The sequence below is a fragment of the Flavobacterium sp. 1355 genome, assembly GCF_017833415.1.
Classification (GTDB): Bacteria; Bacteroidota; Bacteroidia; order Flavobacteriales; family Flavobacteriaceae; genus Flavobacterium.
Genome location: NZ_JAFICC010000004.1, coordinates 248,732 through 266,898, shown reverse-complemented (window position 1 = coordinate 266,898; position 18,167 = coordinate 248,732). Strand labels below are relative to the sequence as shown.

Annotated in this window: 22 protein-coding genes; 16 read left to right on the top strand and 6 right to left on the bottom strand. The window is 32.4% G+C overall.

The genetic code is table 11. The features are described 5' to 3' along the window. Nucleotides 1–9 precede the first annotated feature (9 nt). From JOD96_RS07020 to JOD96_RS07010, 3 genes are all read right to left on the bottom strand, one after another. Complete coding sequence (locus tag JOD96_RS07020; RefSeq protein ID WP_209563565.1) at nucleotides 10–810, bottom strand: ABC transporter substrate-binding protein; 801 nt, start codon at nucleotides 808–810, stop codon at nucleotides 10–12. Nucleotides 811–1,002: 192 nt separating this feature from the next. Next, a complete protein-coding gene (pyrF, locus tag JOD96_RS07015; protein ID WP_209563564.1) occupies nucleotides 1,003–1,854 on the bottom strand; it encodes an orotidine-5'-phosphate decarboxylase in 852 nt (283 codons plus the stop codon). A gap of 113 nt (nucleotides 1,855–1,967) precedes the next feature. Beyond that, nucleotides 1,968–4,151 (bottom strand): DUF5723 family protein, encoded by a 2,184-nt coding sequence (locus tag JOD96_RS07010; RefSeq protein ID WP_209563563.1) that lies wholly within the window; start codon nucleotides 4,149–4,151, stop codon nucleotides 1,968–1,970. 160 nt (nucleotides 4,152–4,311) lie between these two features. Between JOD96_RS07010 and JOD96_RS07005 the strand changes: the two genes are divergently transcribed. The 11 genes from JOD96_RS07005 (at nucleotide 4,312) to JOD96_RS06955 (ending at nucleotide 10,777) form a co-directional block, all read left to right on the top strand. After that, nucleotides 4,312–4,785 (top strand): Dps family protein, encoded by a 474-nt coding sequence (locus JOD96_RS07005; protein ID WP_209563562.1) that lies wholly within the window; start codon nucleotides 4,312–4,314, stop codon nucleotides 4,783–4,785. A 95-nt stretch (nucleotides 4,786–4,880) separates the two neighbouring features. Then, the gene (locus JOD96_RS07000) at nucleotides 4,881–5,066 is read left to right on the top strand and encodes a CsbD family protein (protein ID WP_209563561.1); all 186 of its coding nucleotides are present in this window, start codon (nucleotides 4,881–4,883) and stop codon (nucleotides 5,064–5,066) included. A 159-nt stretch (nucleotides 5,067–5,225) separates the two neighbouring features. Beyond that, nucleotides 5,226–5,777, top strand: coding sequence for a helix-turn-helix domain-containing protein (locus JOD96_RS06995; protein WP_209563560.1), 552 nt, complete (start codon nucleotides 5,226–5,228; stop codon nucleotides 5,775–5,777). A 20-nt stretch (nucleotides 5,778–5,797) separates the two neighbouring features. Then, nucleotides 5,798–6,247 carry a response regulator gene (locus tag JOD96_RS06990; RefSeq protein ID WP_209563559.1) on the top strand — a complete coding sequence of 150 codons (450 nt, stop codon included), beginning with the start codon at nucleotides 5,798–5,800 and terminating at the stop codon, nucleotides 6,245–6,247. A gap of 10 nt (nucleotides 6,248–6,257) precedes the next feature. Further along, nucleotides 6,258–8,042: a CHASE3 domain-containing protein gene (locus JOD96_RS06985; RefSeq protein WP_209563558.1), complete on the top strand. Its 1,785-nt coding sequence runs from the start codon at nucleotides 6,258–6,260 to the stop codon at nucleotides 8,040–8,042. A gap of 134 nt (nucleotides 8,043–8,176) precedes the next feature. Further along, nucleotides 8,177–8,743 (top strand): DUF4142 domain-containing protein, encoded by a 567-nt coding sequence (locus tag JOD96_RS06980; protein ID WP_209563557.1) that lies wholly within the window; start codon nucleotides 8,177–8,179, stop codon nucleotides 8,741–8,743. Nucleotides 8,744–8,781: 38 nt separating this feature from the next. After that, nucleotides 8,782–9,432 carry a porin family protein gene (locus tag JOD96_RS06975; RefSeq protein WP_209563556.1) on the top strand — a complete coding sequence of 217 codons (651 nt, stop codon included), beginning with the start codon at nucleotides 8,782–8,784 and terminating at the stop codon, nucleotides 9,430–9,432. Nucleotides 9,433–9,464: 32 nt separating this feature from the next. Continuing rightward, complete coding sequence (locus JOD96_RS06970) at nucleotides 9,465–9,617, top strand: lmo0937 family membrane protein (protein ID WP_209563555.1); 153 nt, start codon at nucleotides 9,465–9,467, stop codon at nucleotides 9,615–9,617. 48 nt (nucleotides 9,618–9,665) lie between these two features. After that, nucleotides 9,666–9,950: a YtxH domain-containing protein gene (locus tag JOD96_RS06965; protein ID WP_209563554.1), complete on the top strand. Its 285-nt coding sequence runs from the start codon at nucleotides 9,666–9,668 to the stop codon at nucleotides 9,948–9,950. A gap of 34 nt (nucleotides 9,951–9,984) precedes the next feature. Further along, nucleotides 9,985–10,350 (top strand): hypothetical protein, encoded by a 366-nt coding sequence (locus tag JOD96_RS06960; RefSeq protein ID WP_209563553.1) that lies wholly within the window; start codon nucleotides 9,985–9,987, stop codon nucleotides 10,348–10,350. Between the two features lie 34 nt (nucleotides 10,351–10,384). Then, nucleotides 10,385–10,777, top strand: a complete 393-nt coding sequence (locus JOD96_RS06955; protein ID WP_209563552.1) for a hypothetical protein — start codon at nucleotides 10,385–10,387, stop codon at nucleotides 10,775–10,777. A 414-nt stretch (nucleotides 10,778–11,191) separates the two neighbouring features. Here the strand turns inward: JOD96_RS06955 and prfA are convergent, their stop codons facing one another. After that, entirely contained in the window at nucleotides 11,192–12,268 is a 1,077-nt protein-coding gene (prfA, locus tag JOD96_RS06950; RefSeq protein ID WP_209563551.1) for a peptide chain release factor 1, read from the bottom strand. A 283-nt stretch (nucleotides 12,269–12,551) separates the two neighbouring features. On the opposite strand from prfA, the gene JOD96_RS06945 reads away from it, so the two are divergent. The 4 genes from JOD96_RS06945 to JOD96_RS06930 all read left to right on the top strand — a co-directional run bounded on the left by JOD96_RS06945 (nucleotide 12,552) and on the right by JOD96_RS06930 (nucleotide 16,183). Continuing rightward, complete coding sequence (locus JOD96_RS06945) at nucleotides 12,552–14,693, top strand: hypothetical protein (RefSeq protein WP_209563550.1); 2,142 nt, start codon at nucleotides 12,552–12,554, stop codon at nucleotides 14,691–14,693. Beyond that, nucleotides 14,680–14,976 carry a hypothetical protein gene (locus JOD96_RS06940; RefSeq protein WP_209563549.1) on the top strand — a complete coding sequence of 99 codons (297 nt, stop codon included), beginning with the start codon at nucleotides 14,680–14,682 and terminating at the stop codon, nucleotides 14,974–14,976. Before JOD96_RS06945 ends, JOD96_RS06940 begins: the two co-directional genes overlap by 14 nt. A 149-nt stretch (nucleotides 14,977–15,125) precedes the next feature. Further along, nucleotides 15,126–15,497: a superinfection immunity protein gene (locus JOD96_RS06935; protein ID WP_209563548.1), complete on the top strand. Its 372-nt coding sequence runs from the start codon at nucleotides 15,126–15,128 to the stop codon at nucleotides 15,495–15,497. Between the two features lie 8 nt (nucleotides 15,498–15,505). Beyond that, complete coding sequence (locus JOD96_RS06930; RefSeq protein WP_209563547.1) at nucleotides 15,506–16,183, top strand: hypothetical protein; 678 nt, start codon at nucleotides 15,506–15,508, stop codon at nucleotides 16,181–16,183. A 244-nt stretch (nucleotides 16,184–16,427) separates the two neighbouring features. Here JOD96_RS06930 and JOD96_RS06925 read toward each other — a convergent pair whose 3' ends face one another. Continuing rightward, nucleotides 16,428–16,748, bottom strand: coding sequence for a hypothetical protein (locus JOD96_RS06925; protein WP_209563546.1), 321 nt, complete (start codon nucleotides 16,746–16,748; stop codon nucleotides 16,428–16,430). A 195-nt stretch (nucleotides 16,749–16,943) separates the two neighbouring features. On the opposite strand from JOD96_RS06925, the gene JOD96_RS06920 reads away from it, so the two are divergent. Next, a complete protein-coding gene (locus JOD96_RS06920) occupies nucleotides 16,944–17,438 on the top strand; it encodes a DUF1877 family protein (RefSeq protein WP_209563545.1) in 495 nt (164 codons plus the stop codon). Between the two features lie 83 nt (nucleotides 17,439–17,521). Here JOD96_RS06920 and JOD96_RS06915 read toward each other — a convergent pair whose 3' ends face one another. Continuing rightward, complete coding sequence (locus JOD96_RS06915) at nucleotides 17,522–18,103, bottom strand: hypothetical protein (protein WP_209563544.1); 582 nt, start codon at nucleotides 18,101–18,103, stop codon at nucleotides 17,522–17,524. Nucleotides 18,104–18,167: the final 64 nt, after the last annotated feature.

The following is an 18,167-nucleotide window of genomic DNA, read 5'->3' as shown; positions in this document are numbered from 1 at the left end:
ACCTGAAAACTAACTCTTTAATCGTTCATGAAGTAATTTAAAATAAGGAAATGCCTTTAATAATCGGCTTCCGTGCCAGGAGAACATTTCTCCATCGACAAAAACAGTTTTGGCGTGGTGCGTAAAACGTCCGATTTCAAAAGCATCTTCTTCCTTAAAAGGATAAGGTTCTGAGGAAAGAAAAACCAAATCCGGATCGCCTTCTAATCGCATTTTTTTGAGCTCGATTTCAGGATAACGACCTTTGTCTTCGTAGATGTTTCTAAAATGATTCAGTTTTAATAATTCATTGATGTATGTATCATTTCCGGCAACCATATAAGGATCTTTCCAAATAAAGTAAGCCACTTTTTTAACTTCTATATCCTGAATATATTTTCTGAAATCGCTTAAAGCGAAAGCCAGTTTGTCGTTCCACTTTTGAGCTTCGGTTCTGCAATTGAAGATTTGCCCGAAATCTGAAATCATTTGAAAATTATCTTCAATAGTAATAATGTTGGTTACCCAAACCGGGCAAATTTCACTTAATTGATTTACGATTTCTTCTGTATTTTCTTCTTTATTACAAATGATAATATCCGGCTGTAATAATTTTATTTTTTCGAAGTGAATTTTCTTGGTTCCGCCAACAACTTTTTTGGTTGATTTGAAATGGTAAGGATGCACACAGAACTTCGTTATTCCGATAATTTTTTCTTCTAAACCCAAATCATACAACAATTCTGTTTGAGATGGCACTAACGAAATGATTCGTTTTGGTGTTTTCTCAAAAGAATGGATTTGACCAATTTGATCTGTAAGTTGTTTCATTTGATTTTTGTTTCAGTTTTTTAAGTTGTTGAATTGTTTTTTTACCGCAGAGTTGCACAAAGTTTTTCACAGAGATTCGCAAAGTTTTTTTAATTATTTTATTTAGATTAAAGCTCAAAAAATTAAAATTATCTTAGTGTAGCTCTGTGAAAACTTTGTGAATCTCTGTGATATAATTATTCTTAACGTAAACTAAAACCTGGAATTTAAAATCGCTTCCATTTCTTTCTGAACAGATAAAGCTTCTTCTCTGGCTTTTTCTGCAAAATCAGTTCCTTTTGAAGCATAAATAATAGCTCTGGCAGAGTTTACCAAAAGACCGATTTTATCATTCATTCCGTATTTGCATACTTCCGACAAACTCCCGCCCTGAGCACCAATTCCCGGAACTAACAGGAAACTATCGGGAACAATTTTTCTTATATCTGCAAAATATTCTGCTTTTGTAGCACCAACCACATACATTAAATTTTCACTGTTTTTCCATGTTTTAGAAGTCTCTAAAACCTGTTTGTATAATTCTTTAGCTCCGCTCTGTTCGGCTTCGCCTCGAGTTCCGTTTGTGGTTAAGGTTTGAAAATCAAAAGCACCTTCGTTTGATGTTAATGCCAACATGATAGTATGTTTATTTTCGAAGGCAAGAAAAGGTTCTACAGAATCTTTTCCCATATAAGGGGCAACGGTTACACTGTCAAAATTAAGATCTTCAAAAAAAGCTTTTGCATACATACTCGAAGTATTTCCTATATCACCACGCTTGGCATCGGCAATGGTAAAAATATCAGGATAATTTTCATTGATGTAATTAATTGTTTTTTGCAGTGAAAGCCATCCCTTTAGGCCATACGCCTCAAAAAAAGCAGTATTAGGTTTATATCCGACAGTCAAATCGTGAGTTGCATCAATTATTGCTTTATTGAATTCGAAAATAGGATCTTCTGTTTCTAGTAAATGCGGTGGAATTTTGTCCAGATCAGGATCTAATCCGACACATAAAAATGATTTTTTCTGAAGAATTTGTTCGTGTAGCTGTTGTGTTGTCATTCGTGTTTTTTTAATCTTCTGTTCGATTAGAAGCTGTTCTTTTTTAGAAGTATGCAAAAATAAAAAAAGCCACTCAATTAAGAATGGCTTTTTGGTTTTATATTCAGTTCTGCTTACAAATTACCTAAGTAAACAATTTCTGTTCTTCTGTTTTCTGCTCTTCCTGCAGCAGTTTTATTAGATTTTACCGGTTTTGATGCACCAAATCCCTGAGAAGTTAGATTGGCAGGATTTACTCCTTTTTCAATCAAAAGATCCATGATTACTTTTGCTCTGGCTTCGGATAATTTTTGATTTGCTTTTGCATTTCCTACGTTATCGGTGTGACCGTTAATGGCAAATTTTGCATTTGGATAATTTTTCAAAATCTCTTTTATGGCATCTAATCTTCCTGATGTTTCTCCTTTTCTGGCATCACTCAGAGTTGCTTTTCCTGTTGTAAAAAAGATAGACTTTGCTTCTACTTTTAATTGCTCTAATGTTGCTTTAGAAACTTTTGGGCAGCCCTGATTGTCAGCTGGACCTGCGATTAATGGGCATGCATCATCTTTGTCCAAAACACCGTCTTTATCTGCATCCAGATTTGGACATCCTTTGTTTTCTAGTAATCCGGCTTCATTAGGACAAGCGTCGTCTTTATCTAAAACACCATCCATATCTGTATCAGGCCATGGACAGCCTTTGTTTTCTGTAGGACCTGCTACTGCCGGACAAGCATCAACGTTGTCCAGTAATGTATCTCCGTCTGTATCTTTCCAAGGACAGCCTTTATTTTCTACAGGACCTTTAACATCCGGACAGGCATCATCTTTATCAAAAACTTTGTCTCCATCTGTGTCCGGCCAAGGGCAGCCACTATTTTCGGCTGGTCCTGCTACTTTTCTGCACGCATCTTCTTTGTCAATCACACCATCTTCATCTGTGTCTTTAAATTTCTTTTCATACACCGGGATTTTCATTCCTAAATGAAAATCAGCTCCTTTTGATTCTTTAGAAATTAAATTACTAACGACAGAACCAGAACCAATAAAGAATACTCCTACTCTAATTCCTGATCCTACCTGCATCCCGCTGTATTCCATCCATGTCAATGGCATGTAATAACTAAACCATCTGCTTTCGTAACGTGGCGTCAGAGATACTCTGTCGGCGATTCCGTAGCTGTTCAGCTTATTGGCAGAAACCATATTAATATCTCCGTTAAGGTTCAGGTAGAATTTTCTGTACATGTTCCAGTCTACATCAGCATGAAGTGCTGTTGGCAAATTTGTTTTTGCTCCTTTTGATGTTGAGGTTTTGGTATAATGTTCGTTTAAGAAATCATACAGATTTTCTGCATCATCAATCATTTGCTGTGTTATAACACCATTTACGTTATAGGTATCCTGTTTTGCATTTTTATAATCAATAGAACCTATATCGGTTACAGATAATCCGAAACGCAATTTGTATTTGTTTAAATCTCTGAAATTGTTATCTGCAGGTTTAGCTCTGTCTAAATCATAATCTGCATAATCTGGTCTCCATTCGTAAACAAGTCCGAAATCAAAACCGAAACCTCTTGATTTGGCATCAAAATCATAATCTTCATTTGCTTCAAAATCCTGACTTGCACCAACCGTAATTTCTCCGCTGGACATCAAAACTCCCTGACTTGGGTCTACTGTATTTTCAACATACGTTACATTTACGTCTTTTCCTCTAACGTATCCATTTACACCTCCCTGAAGATATTTGGCGGTGAAACCTCCTTTTAAGAAATGCTGGTCTTTTTGATACAAAACGGCTGCATAGGAAATACCCAACTCGCCCCAGGTATTGGAAGAACCGTTTGCATTTCCGGCGTTAAAATTAAAATCACTGGACTCATCGAGACCGTCTTTAACCTGATCTACAAGATATCCGTTTATATTTCTTACGTTACTTACCGATCTTGCTCTTGTAAATACGGCAATGGTATGCTTAGGAGCAATATTAAACATAAAGGATGGCCCCATAATATCAAAATTTGCAAGACCATTATTGGCATTTGACGGCGTCATTTTCGCTTCCCTGTCAAAATCATATCCATCTTTGTATACATCAAAAAGTCGTACTCCGTACAAATCATTCTGCACCGATCCGCTGATTGAAAATAAGTTGATATCTGTTTTAAAACGGGAATCGGCTATAGATGCCGGGTTAAAAAGTACACTTTGTACACCTGCATAATTATCATGAAAATAACCTAGATAAGATTGGGCTTTTAAATGAATTGAGGCAGTTAAAATTAATAAAACGAGTAATTTCTTTTTCATTCAAATAGGGGTTTTAGTTTAGTTCGGCGGCAAAACTACAATAAAACATTTATTAAGATGTTAACAAAACATTGAATTCATGTAACATCTGCAATTAATTATGTAAGAAATAAAACTTTCTACTTCTATATTTTTGAACAAACCCAAAAAATACAGTTATATGAGTCCAAATATTGGAATTAGTACCAAGAATTTAAAGAAAAGCACCAACATATTAGCCACGATTTTATCTAACGAAATGACACTGTATGTAAAAACCAGAAAGTTTCACTGGAATATTTCAGGTAACAGTTTTATGGAACTGCACAAACTGTTTGAAGATCAATATCGAATTTTGGAGAATAACATTGATGAAGTTGCTGAACGCATTAGCCAGTTGGGTGAAAAAACAATCGGAACAATGACGGAGTTTATAGAAAATTCTACATTAAAGGAATCTCCAAAAGAATATGCTTCTCAAAAAAACATGCTACAGGAGCTTTTGGAAAATCATGAACAAATGGTAACTGAATTTCGGGACTATATTCCGGCCTTTGAAAATGACAATCACGATATAGGTTCTGCTGATTTTATTACGGGTTTGCTTCAGCAACATGAAAAAATGGCGTGGATCCTGCGCCGCTATCAGGCATAATGTGAATTATAGAACATTCCTGAAAATTGATATAAGGGAGGAATTGATATTAAATTGCAATTTTACAAATAATAAAAATCGTAAAAAAAAATATCATGAATACTACAGAAATAAAAGGAAATTGGAATGAGTTGAAAGGGAAACTGAAACAACAATATGCTGATCTTACAGATGATGACCTAATGTATGAAGAAGGAAAAGAGGACGAATTGTATGGAAGACTTCAGCAGAAATTAGGCAAAACTAAAGAAGAGTTTAATCAATTGTTATCAGATTTGTAAACCCTTTTGACCCAATAGAAATACCGTCTAAATTTTATGCTTAGACGGTATTTTTTTGGCTGGGTCAAAACAACAAATTCTTAAAATATTATCTTAATAAATACAAAACCCTTCCAAAACCAAAAAAAAATTAATTATCTTTAACCCTATTTTTATCCTATGAAACTATTTATAAAGTTCGATATTAACACCATTTGTTCTCTTTTTTTAAAAGAAAAACTCGAAGAACAAAATATTAATTTTACCACATTGGGATTTGGTGAAATTGAATTAGATGAAAATCTGGATGTTGAAGGACTTGAAAGTTTAAAAAACAGTCTGGGTCCGTTTGGTTTTGAAGTTGTAGAAAATCAAAAAAGCGTTTTAGTTCAGAAAATTAAGGATGCTATTATCGAACTTGTTTATATGGACGATAATAACAACTTTAAAAGTTCTGTATTTTTGGCTGAAAAATTAAATCACAGTTATGGTTACCTATCGAATGTTTTTTCGGAAGTGACGTATTCTTCGATTGAAAATTTCATTATTTTACAAAAAATAGAAAGAGCCAAACAACTTATGCTGGTTAATGAAATGAGTCTAACCGAGATTGCTTTTTTACTTAATTATTCGAGTGTTGCGCATTTGAGTACGCAATTTAAAAACACAACCGGGATTACTCCGTCTGCTTTCCAGAGGATTATTAAAAAGAGAAGAGAAAATTTAAAATAAATTTAATACCACTATAATCAATGCAAAAAAACGCATTACACATTTTGCTCGCTGATGACGATGAAGATGACAGACTTTTTTTTAAAGATGCCTTTGAAGAAGTAAGGGTACAAACAAAAGTACAATTTGTTCATGATGGTCTTCAACTTATGGAATACCTTATGACACCTGATGTCAAATTACCCGATATTCTGTTTCTGGATTTAAATATGCCAAAAAAGACTGGTAAAGAATGTTTGATCGAAATCAAAAAAACCGAGCATCTTAAAAATATAATTATTGCCATATACTCTACTTCATCTTCTGAAGAAGATATTGAAGATACCTTTATTGAAGGGGCCAATATTTATATTAAAAAGCCAAGTGATTTTAATACGTTAAAAAAAATAATTAATGAAGTCGTTACTTTAAATTGGCACTATCACACGTCTGGCCTTAACCGTGATAATTTTTTGTTGCGCCTAAAATAATAGCATTTCCATGAAATGGTTACCCCGGTTTAATTCTTCTAACTCGTTAAGAGTTATATTTGTAATTGCAGTTTTTATTCTGTTATTTCTTTCCTCAATTGCTTACAAACACAACCAGGACTTAAACGAATCCAGTAAGTTGGTAATGCATACTTATGAAATAAATATACAGTTAGAGCGGTTAATGTCGGCTATAAAAGATGCCGAAACGGGTCAGCGAGGTTACATCATAACACGCAATAATCGTTTTCTTTCGCCTTATCTTTATTCGCGCGACAAGGTCAATACTTCGTTTATTACCTTAAAAAAACTAACGGCAGATAATCCGGCACAGCAACAAAATCTGCGCAGATTATTCAAACTAATAATTCAGCGTTTTACTTCGTTCGAAAATTGTTTCAAATACAGCGATCCCAAAACATATGATAAGAGAAAACTCGACAATCATATGTTTGGCGGTCGGGTTTTAATGGAGAACATTCGTTTTCAGGTTGATAAAATGAATGATATCGAAAAAGCTTATCTGCAAAAAAAACTAAAAATTTATGCAGAGGAAATTTCCCTAAGTCCTGTCTTCTCTATTTCCCTGTTTCTTACTGCCCTTATCTTTATCATATTATCTTACAGACAAATAAGCAGAGACATCAAAAGCTTAAAAGTTTATAATAAAAAACTCCTTATCTCTTCGCGATTAATGTCAGAATCTGAAACTATTGGTAAGTTCAGTACATGGCAATGGGACCTTGACACACAAAAAATTGATTATTCAGAAAACCAATATCGATTATTAGGTGTGTGGCCAAATAGTTTTGTACCTGAAAAAAAGACTTTTCTGGATTTTGTGCATCCTGATGACAAAGAAGCTGTTGCCGAATCTATTGAAAATATCTTAGAAAAAAAGCAGTTGCCGTTTATCTATTATAAGGTGTTGCGTCCGGATAATGAAATTAGATATTTTAAATCTACCGGAAAAATATTGTCAGATCAGCAGGGCGGCAATATCTTATTGGGAATCAATTTTGATATTACAGACGAACACTTATTAAATATTGAACTTAAGGAACGTAACGCTGAGCTGGAAGCAAGTAATAAAGAACTGGCTTCTTTTAACCACGTTGCAAGTCACGATTTGCAGGAACCTTTGAGAAAAATTCAGACTTTTATTTCGAGAGTTTCTGATGCAGACAAAGCCGTTTTGTCTGACAGCGCCAAAGACTATATATATAAGATAGAAGTATCGGCCAAAAGAATGCGTGTACTTATTGATGATTTACTTTTATTTTCAAGAACCAATACTACTAAAAAGGAATTCATAAAATCAAACTTGAGTGAATTGCTTGAAAATGCCAAATCTGAACTAACAGAAATTATAGACGAAAAAAAGGCAATCATTACCGCTTCAAAATTACCAAAGCTTTCTGTGATCCCATATCAGATCGAACAGCTGTTTATAAACCTGATCGGAAATTCCTTAAAATACAGTCAGCCCGATTTGGTACCTGAAATAAGTATTGAAAGTGAAAAAGTAAACTCGGATCAGTTTCCCGAATTGCTGGATCAGAATATTAAGAAATTCTACAAGATCACTTTTACGGATAACGGAATGGGCTTTGACCCACAATTTAAAGAAACTATTTTTGTGCTTTTTCAGCGCTTACATTCCAGACAGGATTATCCTGGTACCGGAATAGGTTTAGCCATCTGCAAGAAAATAGTTGAGAACCACAAAGGCTCTATAACCGCAGACAGCACGCCCGATGAAGGCTCAGTTTTTACGGTTTTCCTTCCTGAATAAATCCTACAAAAAGACTACATAAAAAACGTTATATAATCCATAATGGGAATTATATAACGTTTCTTTTTTATGCTGTAAAGTAAAATAATCATTTCATTAGCATCTTTGTAATGTAATACTTTATGAAGTAATTGATGAAAGCAAAACACATTGTAAAAGCATTTTTTTTAAGGGTCTTTTTTTTACTGATTATATTAATATGCAATTCTTGTCAAAAAAATAATCAAATAGAAACAACTCTAAAAAATCAGGTTTTTATAAAAAGTGACAAAGAACTTACTGCAGCTTATTTTTTAATTGCGACGGCAGGTATAAGTAAGTCTGTAATTTCTAAAAGTCAGGTTGCTCAGCAAAAAAGTTCAGAAAGTAATATAAGGGAAATGAGTATAAAGCTGGAAAATCATCAGAATCTTTTGTTACAGGAAGTAACAAAAATGGCCAACAACAGGCTCGTGATTGTTACAGATATAGAGACAATTAATAAAGAGGATTTATACGATTTAATTGATAAGGACAATGCAAAATTTAATGAGGCTTATCTCGATTCGGTTATAGAATCATTAGATGCTCAGATTAAGTTGTTCGAATCAATTTCCAGAGACACAAATGATAAAATGATTTTAAAGTTAGTATTACAGTATTTGCCGACAGATTACCAGTTTCTAAGAGAAACTAAACAAATTAAAGAACAAATTTATTAAAAGCCCGTAAAGCAATTTATTAACTAAATTATTAAATTATGAAAATTCAATCAAATTTTTTATGCGCCTTAACACTATTTCTAACAGCATCATTCGGAATGCTACACGCTCAAAATGACAACGTTACAACTGAGTTCGGTGTAAAAGGAGGTTTCAACATGTCTAATTTTTTATCAGATAACGATGAAGTAACTGACGAAAATATCCTGTATGGTTTTAATGCCGGTGTATATGCCACATTACCAATCTCAGATTTTGTTGCTATTCAACCAGAAGTTTTGTTCACTACACGAGGTTCAGAGTTAGAATATAACAGCGATTTAGGTGATCAAAAAGCAAAATTCAAATTAAATTATATAGAAGTTCCATTATTGGTAAGAGTAAATATCACTAAAAACTTTAACCTTCAGGCAGGTGGTTACGCATCTTATCTTGTAAGTTCTAAAGTTACTGGAGAGGGAACTGTTGATTTTGAAGAACCAGTTGATACTGATGACTTAAACAAATTTGATGCAGGTATTGTAGCAGGTGTTGGAGTTGACTTTAGCCCAATAAGCATTGGTGTTCGTTACAACTATGGTTTAACAACTATTGGTAAAGAAAGAAACGATGGTTTTGGAGGTACTTATACATTCCCAGACGCAAAAAACAGTAATTTGAGTGTATACTTATCATACAAACTAAATTAAAAATTAATTATTAACCATAAATAATAAAGACCATGTCAAATTTATTATATACAATCGCAGTAATACTGGTTATTCTTTGGGCCCTTGGGTTCTTCGTTTATAGCCTTGGAAGTGTTATCCACATATTACTGGTAATTGCCATTATCGCAATTCTGTTCAGACTTATTAAAGGTCGGGAAGTTTAAAAAACAACAATTAATTATAAAATTCATTAATCCATTAAATCAAATATTATGAAAGCAAGTAGCACATTATTAGGAATTCTAGGAGCCGCAGCAGCGGGAGCATTTTTAGGAGTATTGTTTGCACCGGACAAAGGTTCAAACACAAGAAAAAAAATCTCAGATAAATCTAAAGATTACGGAGATAACCTAAAAAGTAAAGTAGATGGAATCATCAGTACAATTACTTCAAACGGTAAAGATATCATCGAAGAAGGTAAAGCAAAATTTAACGCTGCAAAAGAAGACTTCAATTCTATTAAAGATGAAGCAAAAACTGTAAAAACTAACTATTAATAAGTGAAATTTTTAAACCATAAATACCTTTATCATGGAAACAAATGCAACAACAAATGAAAACCTTAATCTTTATGAAAAAGCCGAAAACTATACAAAAACGAGTTTAGAATTAATTAAACTTAAAACTGTTTCAGCTGCTGCTGACGCCTTGTCAACAGTAACATCTAGAATAGCGGTCGGAGCTGTTGTTGCATTTTTTACCTTGTTTCTTAATATAGGAATCAGTTTATGGATTGGAAAAGAACTTGGTGAGTATTATTACGGTTTTTTTATAATGGCTTTATTCTATCTGATAGTTGCCATTGTAATGCACAAAACACAGCACAAATTAATTAAGACTCCAATTGGGAATATGATTGTTTCCAGTATTTTAAAAGAAACTAAAAAAGAAAATTAAACCCTGATTTAAAAATTATAAACGAAGACTGGTTATGGAAACTATTTATAATATTGAAACTTTAAATCAGAGGATTCAGCTACTGGAAAATCGACAGGATGAAGAATGGTGTGCAATAAAAGATGAAATCGACGATATTAAGGAGAACCTGAAACCTCTTAATCTTATTCGCAACACGATTGAAGAAATCAATGAAACTGTCGGCTTTAAGGGCAATATAGCACAATCTGCGATAAGTATCGGAATTGGCTATCTCGCTAAAAGATTTGTAATAGGAAAAACCGATTCTATGATGAAAAATGTTTTCGGCACACTGTTACAACTCGTAGTAACAAAATTAGTTTCTAAAAAAGACGATTCTTCAGAGGATGAAGAAGAAGAAGAAGAAGAAGAAGAATCTAAACAATATGAACCATCAAGAGAGTAATTGTTTAACTATATATAAATTATTATGGAAAAGTTTAGCGAAATAGTATTAAAAAATGGTGTTCACATTTACTCCAATCTATATAAATATTTTGAATTTACAAGAGTATTTCTCGGTATCTAGCTCGTTTATACGTTCTGCTATAACAATTAAATAACGGTTAAGCAGCTAATACTTCACTATATAAATTCTAATTTTTATAATTAGAGCCTTATAAGGAAAAAGCAAAGTCTACTTTTTATAAAAGTGTACTTTGCTTTTTTGTTTTTTTTTAAGGTGCAAAGATGCAGAGTTGCATAGGAACATAGATTTAAAACCAAAAAAGCCGAACAAATGTTCGGCTTACTATTTTACGTCAGAAAAGAAACCTCTGAACCTTTGTAACTATGTACCTTTGAACCTAAGAAGTTTACGTTAGTAAACTTCCGAAGCTTCTTTTAGTTTCTCCATATTGTTTACCAATTGTAACTCGGCAACAATTTTCTGGATATCACCATTCATGATGTTTCCCAGATCGTAAAGTGTCAAACCAACTCTGTGATCCGTTACACGGCCCTGAGCGTAGTTGTACGTACGAATCTTAGCCGAACGGTCACCAGAACTTACCTGAGAAGTACGTTTTGTAGCATCCTCAGCTTCTTTTTTGGCCAATTCCATTTCGTACAAACGAGAACGTAAAACTGTCAACGCTTTATCTTTGTTTTTATGCTGTGATTTCTGATCCTGACATTGCGCCACCAATCCTGTCGGAATGTGCGTTAAACGTACTGCCGATTTCGTTGTATTTACCGATTGTCCTCCAGGTCCTGATGAACAGAAGAAATCTACACGAACATCGTTCATATCGATCTGTACATCAAACTCCTCTGCTTCTGGCAATACCATAACAGTAGCTGCCGATGTATGCACACGACCCTGCGTTTCTGTCTGCGGAACACGCTGTACACGGTGTACACCTGCTTCAAACTTCAACGTTCCGTATACATCTTCTCCCGAAACCTCAAAAATAACCTCTTTGAAACCTCCCGAAGTTCCTTCGTTCATATCTACAACAGAAGTTCTCCAACCCATGCTTTCGCAATATTTGGTGTACATTCTGAATAAATCACCTGCAAAAATACTCGCTTCGTCCCCACCCGTTCCGGCGCGAATCTCCACCATTACATTTTTAGCATCTTCAGGATCTTTAGGAATCAACATAAATTTGATTTCCTCCTCCAGTTGAGGCAAGCGCTCTTTTGCTTCGTCCAGCTGCATTTTGGCCATTTCAACCATATCTGCATCGCTGCCGTCGGCAATAATTTCGTTTGCTTCGTCAATATTTGCTAAAACAAGAATGTATTCTTCTCTCTTTTCAACCAAAGCTTTGATGCTTTTATATTCTTGGTTGAGTTGCACATAACGCTTTTGATCAGCAATAACATCCGGCTGAATAATCAAATCCGAAATCTCATCAAAACGCTGCTTTACATATTGAAGTCTATCTAACATTTTCTAATTCCTTTTATTGGACTGCAAAATTACGAAATTTTTGTTGAAAATTCTAGTATTGAGGTTTTGAGTTTTTTATGGTGAATTTTGTTGTTTTTTCTTTTTATAAATCAGGTGTTTTTACGTAGTGATAGATTTAAATTAAATGCGATGTTTGTTTTGTTTAAAAGTGTAACATAATCTTATTTTTTATAACAGTTATGGTTTTCCGTAATTTAATTGACTTTAAAGGAATTAGTTTTGACAATATTAAACGACCCTATTACAGAAGAAAAACACGAATATGAAAATAGACATACATACTCATACAAAGAAAATAAAACAAGGAGATTCTGAACATAGAAATGTTGATGTAAATAAATTTTCCAATATCATTAAGGAAACTGATGTTAAAATCTTAGCTATAACAAATCATAATCATTTTGACTACGAACAATACTTACAATTTAAAACAAATGTTGACGGAATTTGTCAAATATGGCCAGGTATTGAATTTGATGTTGTTGAAGATGAAAATAGAGCACACTTAATAGTTATTGCCAATCCTAAAAATTCTGAATCTTTTAATCAGAGAGTAAATAAAGTTATTGGAACAACAACTGCTGACAATTTTACAATCAGCATAAATGATGTTGTTTCTAATTTTGATGATTTAGATGTAATATTTATCGCCCATTATCATTCAAAGAAACCAAATTTATTAGATAAAGATGTAGACAAACTCTTAGAATTAGTAACCAATCAAAAAAGAGTTTTGAAAGAAGCATCTAACTCAATTTCTGCCGGAATTTATATAAATCATGGTCATAATTCTATTCACGGTTCAGATGTTCATAATTGGGATAATTATGTGAAGGATTCAAATAACTTACCTGAATTAAGATTGCCAGTTGAAAGCTTTGAGCAATTTTGTTTGCTTTTGGATAAAGACGATACAACTATTAAAACAATACTAGATAAAAAGACAAAAGAGTCTATTCAAATAAACCCTTTTGGTATTGCAGAACTTATTGACCTTGATATTTATAATGATATAAATATTTTTTTTGGCTCAAAAGGAACTGGAAAAACAGATATTTTAAAAGCTCTATCAACTTATTACAATGGAAAAGGCTTTACCACAGAAGTTTATGAATCAAATTCAAAAAAACTTGACGATGTTTTTGATTTAAAAGGAAATCAATTAATTATTGATGTACAAAATTTAGGTATAGATAATTGCTCTAACGAATTGGCGTCATTAAGAAATGCATCAGAAAAAGAAGTTACAAGCTTATCAACTTATTTAAGGTATTATTCAGCAGAAGCAACTAATAAAATAACTAAAAACATTAAAGTAAATCAATTTACCCTACTTGATGAAAACTCTACTAAAAGGAATTTTGAAGAAGTAAAAAACTATTTTAAAAACTTTACTAATTTTAAAAACTATTTTAATGAAGATGCAAAACTTAAAGATACTGTTGGTGATGAACTTTTAACGGAATTAGACACTTTAATTACAAAAGTTTTAGAAAAAATTAATTTAGAAAAAGATAAGCGTTTTATTGATTTTAAAAGCATTAGCTTTTTCAATAATTTAATTCAAGTATTTGTTTCTGAAATTTCTAAAAAGACCGGACAACCAGAAAAACCAACAAAAACTGGTTTTTCTGAATATGCGAGTAATCGAATTTCTATTGAAAAAAATATAAAAAAAATCCGTGATAATATTTTAAAATCAATTTCGCCTATACTTGAAGAAGTTGGTGATTTGGGTGAAAAGGGAAAATTATTTTGTCAAACTAATTTACTAATACAAAACGGAGTAATTTCAGATTCTGACTACAAACATATTCAAAGCAAAACTAAAATTCCACAAAAAACTGTTGCTTCTCAAATAGAAATTATTTCAAAGCACATTTATGAAAACACATTATTTGAGAAAATTGACGAGTTAAAGAAAATTGAGGGAGCTGAAACTGTTGCTTCAATAGATGATTTATTACTTTTTCATAAACATTTTATTTTAGACGGTAAAGTTTATAAACCTTCTAATGGTGAATCTTCAATGGTGTTATTACACAATGAGTTGATGAAAGACAAAGAAATTTATTTAATTGATGAACCCGAGAAAAGTTTAGGAAACGATTATATCAGCGAAGTAATTGTACCGTTGATCAAAGAAATTGCAAAAAGTGGAAAAAAAGTAATTATAGCTACACACGATGCCAATATTGCTGTTAGAACATTACCTTATAATTCTATTTATCGTGAACACGACATTAACGGATATTACACTTATTCAGGTAATCCGTTCTCAAATAGCTTAATATGTAATTCAAGCGCAAAAACAAACTTAGACTGGAAATTAATTAGTATGAAAACATTAGAAGGCGGAAAATCAGCTTTCGGAGAAAGAGGGAAAATATATGGCAACACATAACGCAACAATTGAAAGAAAGGAAACTGGTGCAACATTAAAACTTGCAATTGGTAAAGAAGAATTGAATATTGTCCTAACAGATGATAATCCTAATGAAGTCAAATCAATTTTTAATAAACTGTTAATTCATTTAAAGGATGATGAAATTGATTTCAATTTGGTAGACGACAAAGAAGATTTATATTTTCATATTTGCAAAGAATATATAACGCAACTCAACGCAGAACTTAAAAGTACATATATAGAATTAGAAGACAATGGACTATTAAATGATCTGTTTTAAAAATAGCATATCTAACTCCACGCTAGCGCGAGCGTCCCGCTCGTGAACACAAGCCATGTCAACACAAAAAAATGGAAATACTTTGCGGGCACGAGCGGGACGCTCGCGCTAGCATAAGAAAGTAAATATTAATTAATAAAACAAAAATTATGGGAAAACTTGGAGTAACAGAATTATTTGTAGTTGGAATTCCATTTTTAGCGATTTATTTTTTACCCACACTTATTGCAGTAAGTCGAAAAAAAACTAATCGCACTGCAATAACATTATTGAATTTCTTTTTGGGTTGGACATTCATTGGATGGATAGCTGCATTAGTTTGGGCTTGTTTAAAAGATAATGAAACTCATACAATTGTCGTAAATAATACCCCTTATATTAAAGAAGAAAATCCCATACAAAAAAATAATGATTTTGATGAAAAATTAAATAGTTTACAAAAACTAAAAATTTTATTAGACTCTGGTGTCTTATCTCAAGAAGAGTTTGAGCAACAAAAATCAAAATTATTGAAATCGTAAATTTTGATATGAAAGAATTAAAACTTAAAGAAATTGAAATCGCAATGCAAAATAATGCGTGGCATTTTGGCAATGAAGTTCTTTACAAAATGTGTAGAGAAAATTTCGAACACAAGAACAATCAACACATTTTAGCTAAAGTTTTATTTATCGGTAGAATTTATGCCGCTGCAATTGAAAGACGCAAAACAAAAAGCAACGACATTAATGATAATTTCTACATAGATACAGTTGCTCCAACATTTCAAAATTCAGACATTGATAAGTATTTAAATAAACTAAAAAACATTCAATCTTTAGAATCTAAAAATCTAGAACTTGTCTTAGAAACTCATTATTATTTGACAAAAGTTATACATAAAATTACGGACCAGAACAAACGTTCTTTAGTTTCGAAATATTTACATTTTCACTTACCCGAATTATTTTTTATTTACGATACAAGAGCAGTTGAAGCTTTAAGAAATTATAAAACAAAAGTTCCTGCAACATTAAAATATCTTACTGAATTAGAAAATATTGATATTGAATATGCTAAATTCTTTTGTAAATGTTATGAGCTAAAAAAAGAAATTCAACAAAACTTTAATATTACTTTTTCAAATAGACATTTAGATAATTTATTGATCGAAAATGCAAATTTCAAAAATTCTGAGAAAAGAAAAATCATACTTACTAGCCACTAGTGCTATCTAAAATAAGTCAAACTTGTAGACTCAGCTTACACAAATCCCCCACGCTGGCGCGAGCGTCCCGCTCGTGAACACAAGCCATTGTCAACACAAAAAAATGTAATACTTTGCGGGCACGAGCGGGACGCTCGCGCTAGCATAAAGATGGGTACGAAGTTGGGAGACTTCGCACAACGCAAGACTTCGCACAGCAAATTTAGCAATTAACCTTCACTCTCGCGTAAACCACAAAAAAGCTTTACCTCAAATAAATCTCATGCAAATCGTCCAGCAATTCCATTTCACCTTCTGGCAGAAGCTGTAAAGCAATTTCTAGCAGCGTCATTACGTTGACACTATCTTTTATAATTGAAGTATCCCGCGCATCATTATTAAGCAAAATAATACTAGCTTTTAGAAGATCTGAAACCATTAGATTTAATTCGTTATAACTGGAAACTTTTAGCTTTACGCTAAACCAATTGTCACTAATATTATCTGATTTTAGTTTATCGAATTTATTTAATCTTTTCATTGATTCCAGAAATTCAATGACTTTTTGTGTATGTTGTATTTCCATGATTTTATTTTTTTCTTCGAAAACAAAATTACAAGCAATAGATTAATTTCATGTGATTGTATACAACCGAGTGTATACAACTGATATTAATAAATGAATTTATAACTAATCCTGGAATGTCTCTAACTTTAAATTTTGTGTTCGTAAAAATTCTAAATTTGAATAGTCTTATATTTAATATCTTCAAATAATCATATGGGAATTGTGTGCGAATTTTATCTGGTATATAATAACTTTATTAATGAGTTCTTAGAAAATCCAGAAGCGTTTGAAAGACACTTTTATGATAATTATGCTAGTCCTGACGGCGAATTTCATCATGAAGGTGAAGATAACTTTTATTGTGACAAAGCTTGGGATATTGCCAGTTTTCTAATTCGTCAAAACGATACTTCGAAAGAAAAAATATTATCTGGCTTATTAGGTCAGCCGTTAGAAAATTTAGAAGGTCTAAGTTACATCAAAGCAATCAATGTAGCTGAAATGAATAAAATATTGAATCAAATTTCTTTGCAGCAAATTGAAGAAGCATATGACGAATCAAAAATGCAAGATCCTTACATCTACAATGCGGGATATATCACTAAAGAAAAAAGTTGGGATTATATTTTGCATGATGTAGAAACCATCTTTACAGCATTTAAAAAAGCTGCTGAAAATGGCAAGGGAATTATTGTATGCAAAGGATAAATAATATATCTCTAAACTTTTATAAAAAATCAAACCCTACTTTGCAGCAGCTTTTTATAAATGTTTTTAGAGGATTTTTCTTTTTATAATGCTTTTCTCGATTCTGAAAATAGTGTCATAGCAGACTCAAAAATATCCTGAATTTCTTTATTTTTCTTAAGTTCAGTAATTTTATTCTCGTATACATATTTATTATCTCCAGTTAAAACATAGATCTTAACCTGGTTTTGATTTGGTTCTTCTCTTGTAGTTGCAGGCGTAAATTGAGACAATGATTTTTCGGCTTTTTCTACCAGAGAAGTCGAAAGGGAATTAAAAGACTGTGGGTTCTTCTCAAACTGAAGATCCATATTGTTTATACTAAAAGTAGCCTCTCCTGTTTTAAAAGCTACAATAGAAGTTTTTTTGTCGTTTAGTGCTACATCCATGATGACACAATATGCTTCTTTGCTTTTTGGAAGAGAATCTTTGCTGTAGATTTCGCTTGGTTTTAATGCAAATGCTGTAGCGCCATTCATTTTATGTAATGCTTTGGGCACTGCCTCTACCAGAATTTCAGCAGATGCAGTGTTTTCTTGTAAAACAGGCGTATTCTGTGTTTCGTTTTTGCAGCCAATTGCCATTAATACAATCAGGATAAAAAATAATTTAGAGGCGTTTTTCATTCTTTGGGTTTAGTTTTTGACCAGATGAATATTAGATTTGGTATTTACTTATCGCAGATAAATA

What these genes read in the sequence shown, in the direction of transcription:
- JOD96_RS07020 (WP_209563565.1), bottom strand. Translation starts at nt 810, where the DNA reads ATGAAACAACTTACAGATCAAATTGGTCAAATCCATTCTTTTGAGAAA.
- pyrF (WP_209563564.1), bottom strand. Translation starts at nt 1,854, where the DNA reads ATGACAACACAACAGCTACACGAACAAATTCTTCAGAAAAAATCATTT.
- JOD96_RS07010 (WP_209563563.1), bottom strand. Translation starts at nt 4,151, where the DNA reads ATGAAAAAGAAATTACTCGTTTTATTAATTTTAACTGCCTCAATTCAT.
- JOD96_RS07005 (WP_209563562.1), top strand. Translation starts at nt 4,312, where the DNA reads ATGAGTCCAAATATTGGAATTAGTACCAAGAATTTAAAGAAAAGCACC.
- JOD96_RS07000 (WP_209563561.1), top strand. Translation starts at nt 4,881, where the DNA reads ATGAATACTACAGAAATAAAAGGAAATTGGAATGAGTTGAAAGGGAAA.
- JOD96_RS06995 (WP_209563560.1), top strand. Translation starts at nt 5,226, where the DNA reads ATGAAACTATTTATAAAGTTCGATATTAACACCATTTGTTCTCTTTTT.
- JOD96_RS06990 (WP_209563559.1), top strand. Translation starts at nt 5,798, where the DNA reads ATGCAAAAAAACGCATTACACATTTTGCTCGCTGATGACGATGAAGAT.
- JOD96_RS06985 (WP_209563558.1), top strand. Translation starts at nt 6,258, where the DNA reads ATGAAATGGTTACCCCGGTTTAATTCTTCTAACTCGTTAAGAGTTATA.
- JOD96_RS06980 (WP_209563557.1), top strand. Translation starts at nt 8,177, where the DNA reads ATGAAAGCAAAACACATTGTAAAAGCATTTTTTTTAAGGGTCTTTTTT.
- JOD96_RS06975 (WP_209563556.1), top strand. Translation starts at nt 8,782, where the DNA reads ATGAAAATTCAATCAAATTTTTTATGCGCCTTAACACTATTTCTAACA.
- JOD96_RS06970 (WP_209563555.1), top strand. Translation starts at nt 9,465, where the DNA reads ATGTCAAATTTATTATATACAATCGCAGTAATACTGGTTATTCTTTGG.
- JOD96_RS06965 (WP_209563554.1), top strand. Translation starts at nt 9,666, where the DNA reads ATGAAAGCAAGTAGCACATTATTAGGAATTCTAGGAGCCGCAGCAGCG.
- JOD96_RS06960 (WP_209563553.1), top strand. Translation starts at nt 9,985, where the DNA reads ATGGAAACAAATGCAACAACAAATGAAAACCTTAATCTTTATGAAAAA.
- JOD96_RS06955 (WP_209563552.1), top strand. Translation starts at nt 10,385, where the DNA reads ATGGAAACTATTTATAATATTGAAACTTTAAATCAGAGGATTCAGCTA.
- prfA (WP_209563551.1), bottom strand. Translation starts at nt 12,268, where the DNA reads ATGTTAGATAGACTTCAATATGTAAAGCAGCGTTTTGATGAGATTTCG.
- JOD96_RS06945 (WP_209563550.1), top strand. Translation starts at nt 12,552, where the DNA reads ATGAAAATAGACATACATACTCATACAAAGAAAATAAAACAAGGAGAT.
- JOD96_RS06940 (WP_209563549.1), top strand. Translation starts at nt 14,680, where the DNA reads ATGGCAACACATAACGCAACAATTGAAAGAAAGGAAACTGGTGCAACA.
- JOD96_RS06935 (WP_209563548.1), top strand. Translation starts at nt 15,126, where the DNA reads ATGGGAAAACTTGGAGTAACAGAATTATTTGTAGTTGGAATTCCATTT.
- JOD96_RS06930 (WP_209563547.1), top strand. Translation starts at nt 15,506, where the DNA reads ATGAAAGAATTAAAACTTAAAGAAATTGAAATCGCAATGCAAAATAAT.
- JOD96_RS06925 (WP_209563546.1), bottom strand. Translation starts at nt 16,748, where the DNA reads ATGGAAATACAACATACACAAAAAGTCATTGAATTTCTGGAATCAATG.
- JOD96_RS06920 (WP_209563545.1), top strand. Translation starts at nt 16,944, where the DNA reads ATGGGAATTGTGTGCGAATTTTATCTGGTATATAATAACTTTATTAAT.
- JOD96_RS06915 (WP_209563544.1), bottom strand. Translation starts at nt 18,103, where the DNA reads ATGAAAAACGCCTCTAAATTATTTTTTATCCTGATTGTATTAATGGCA.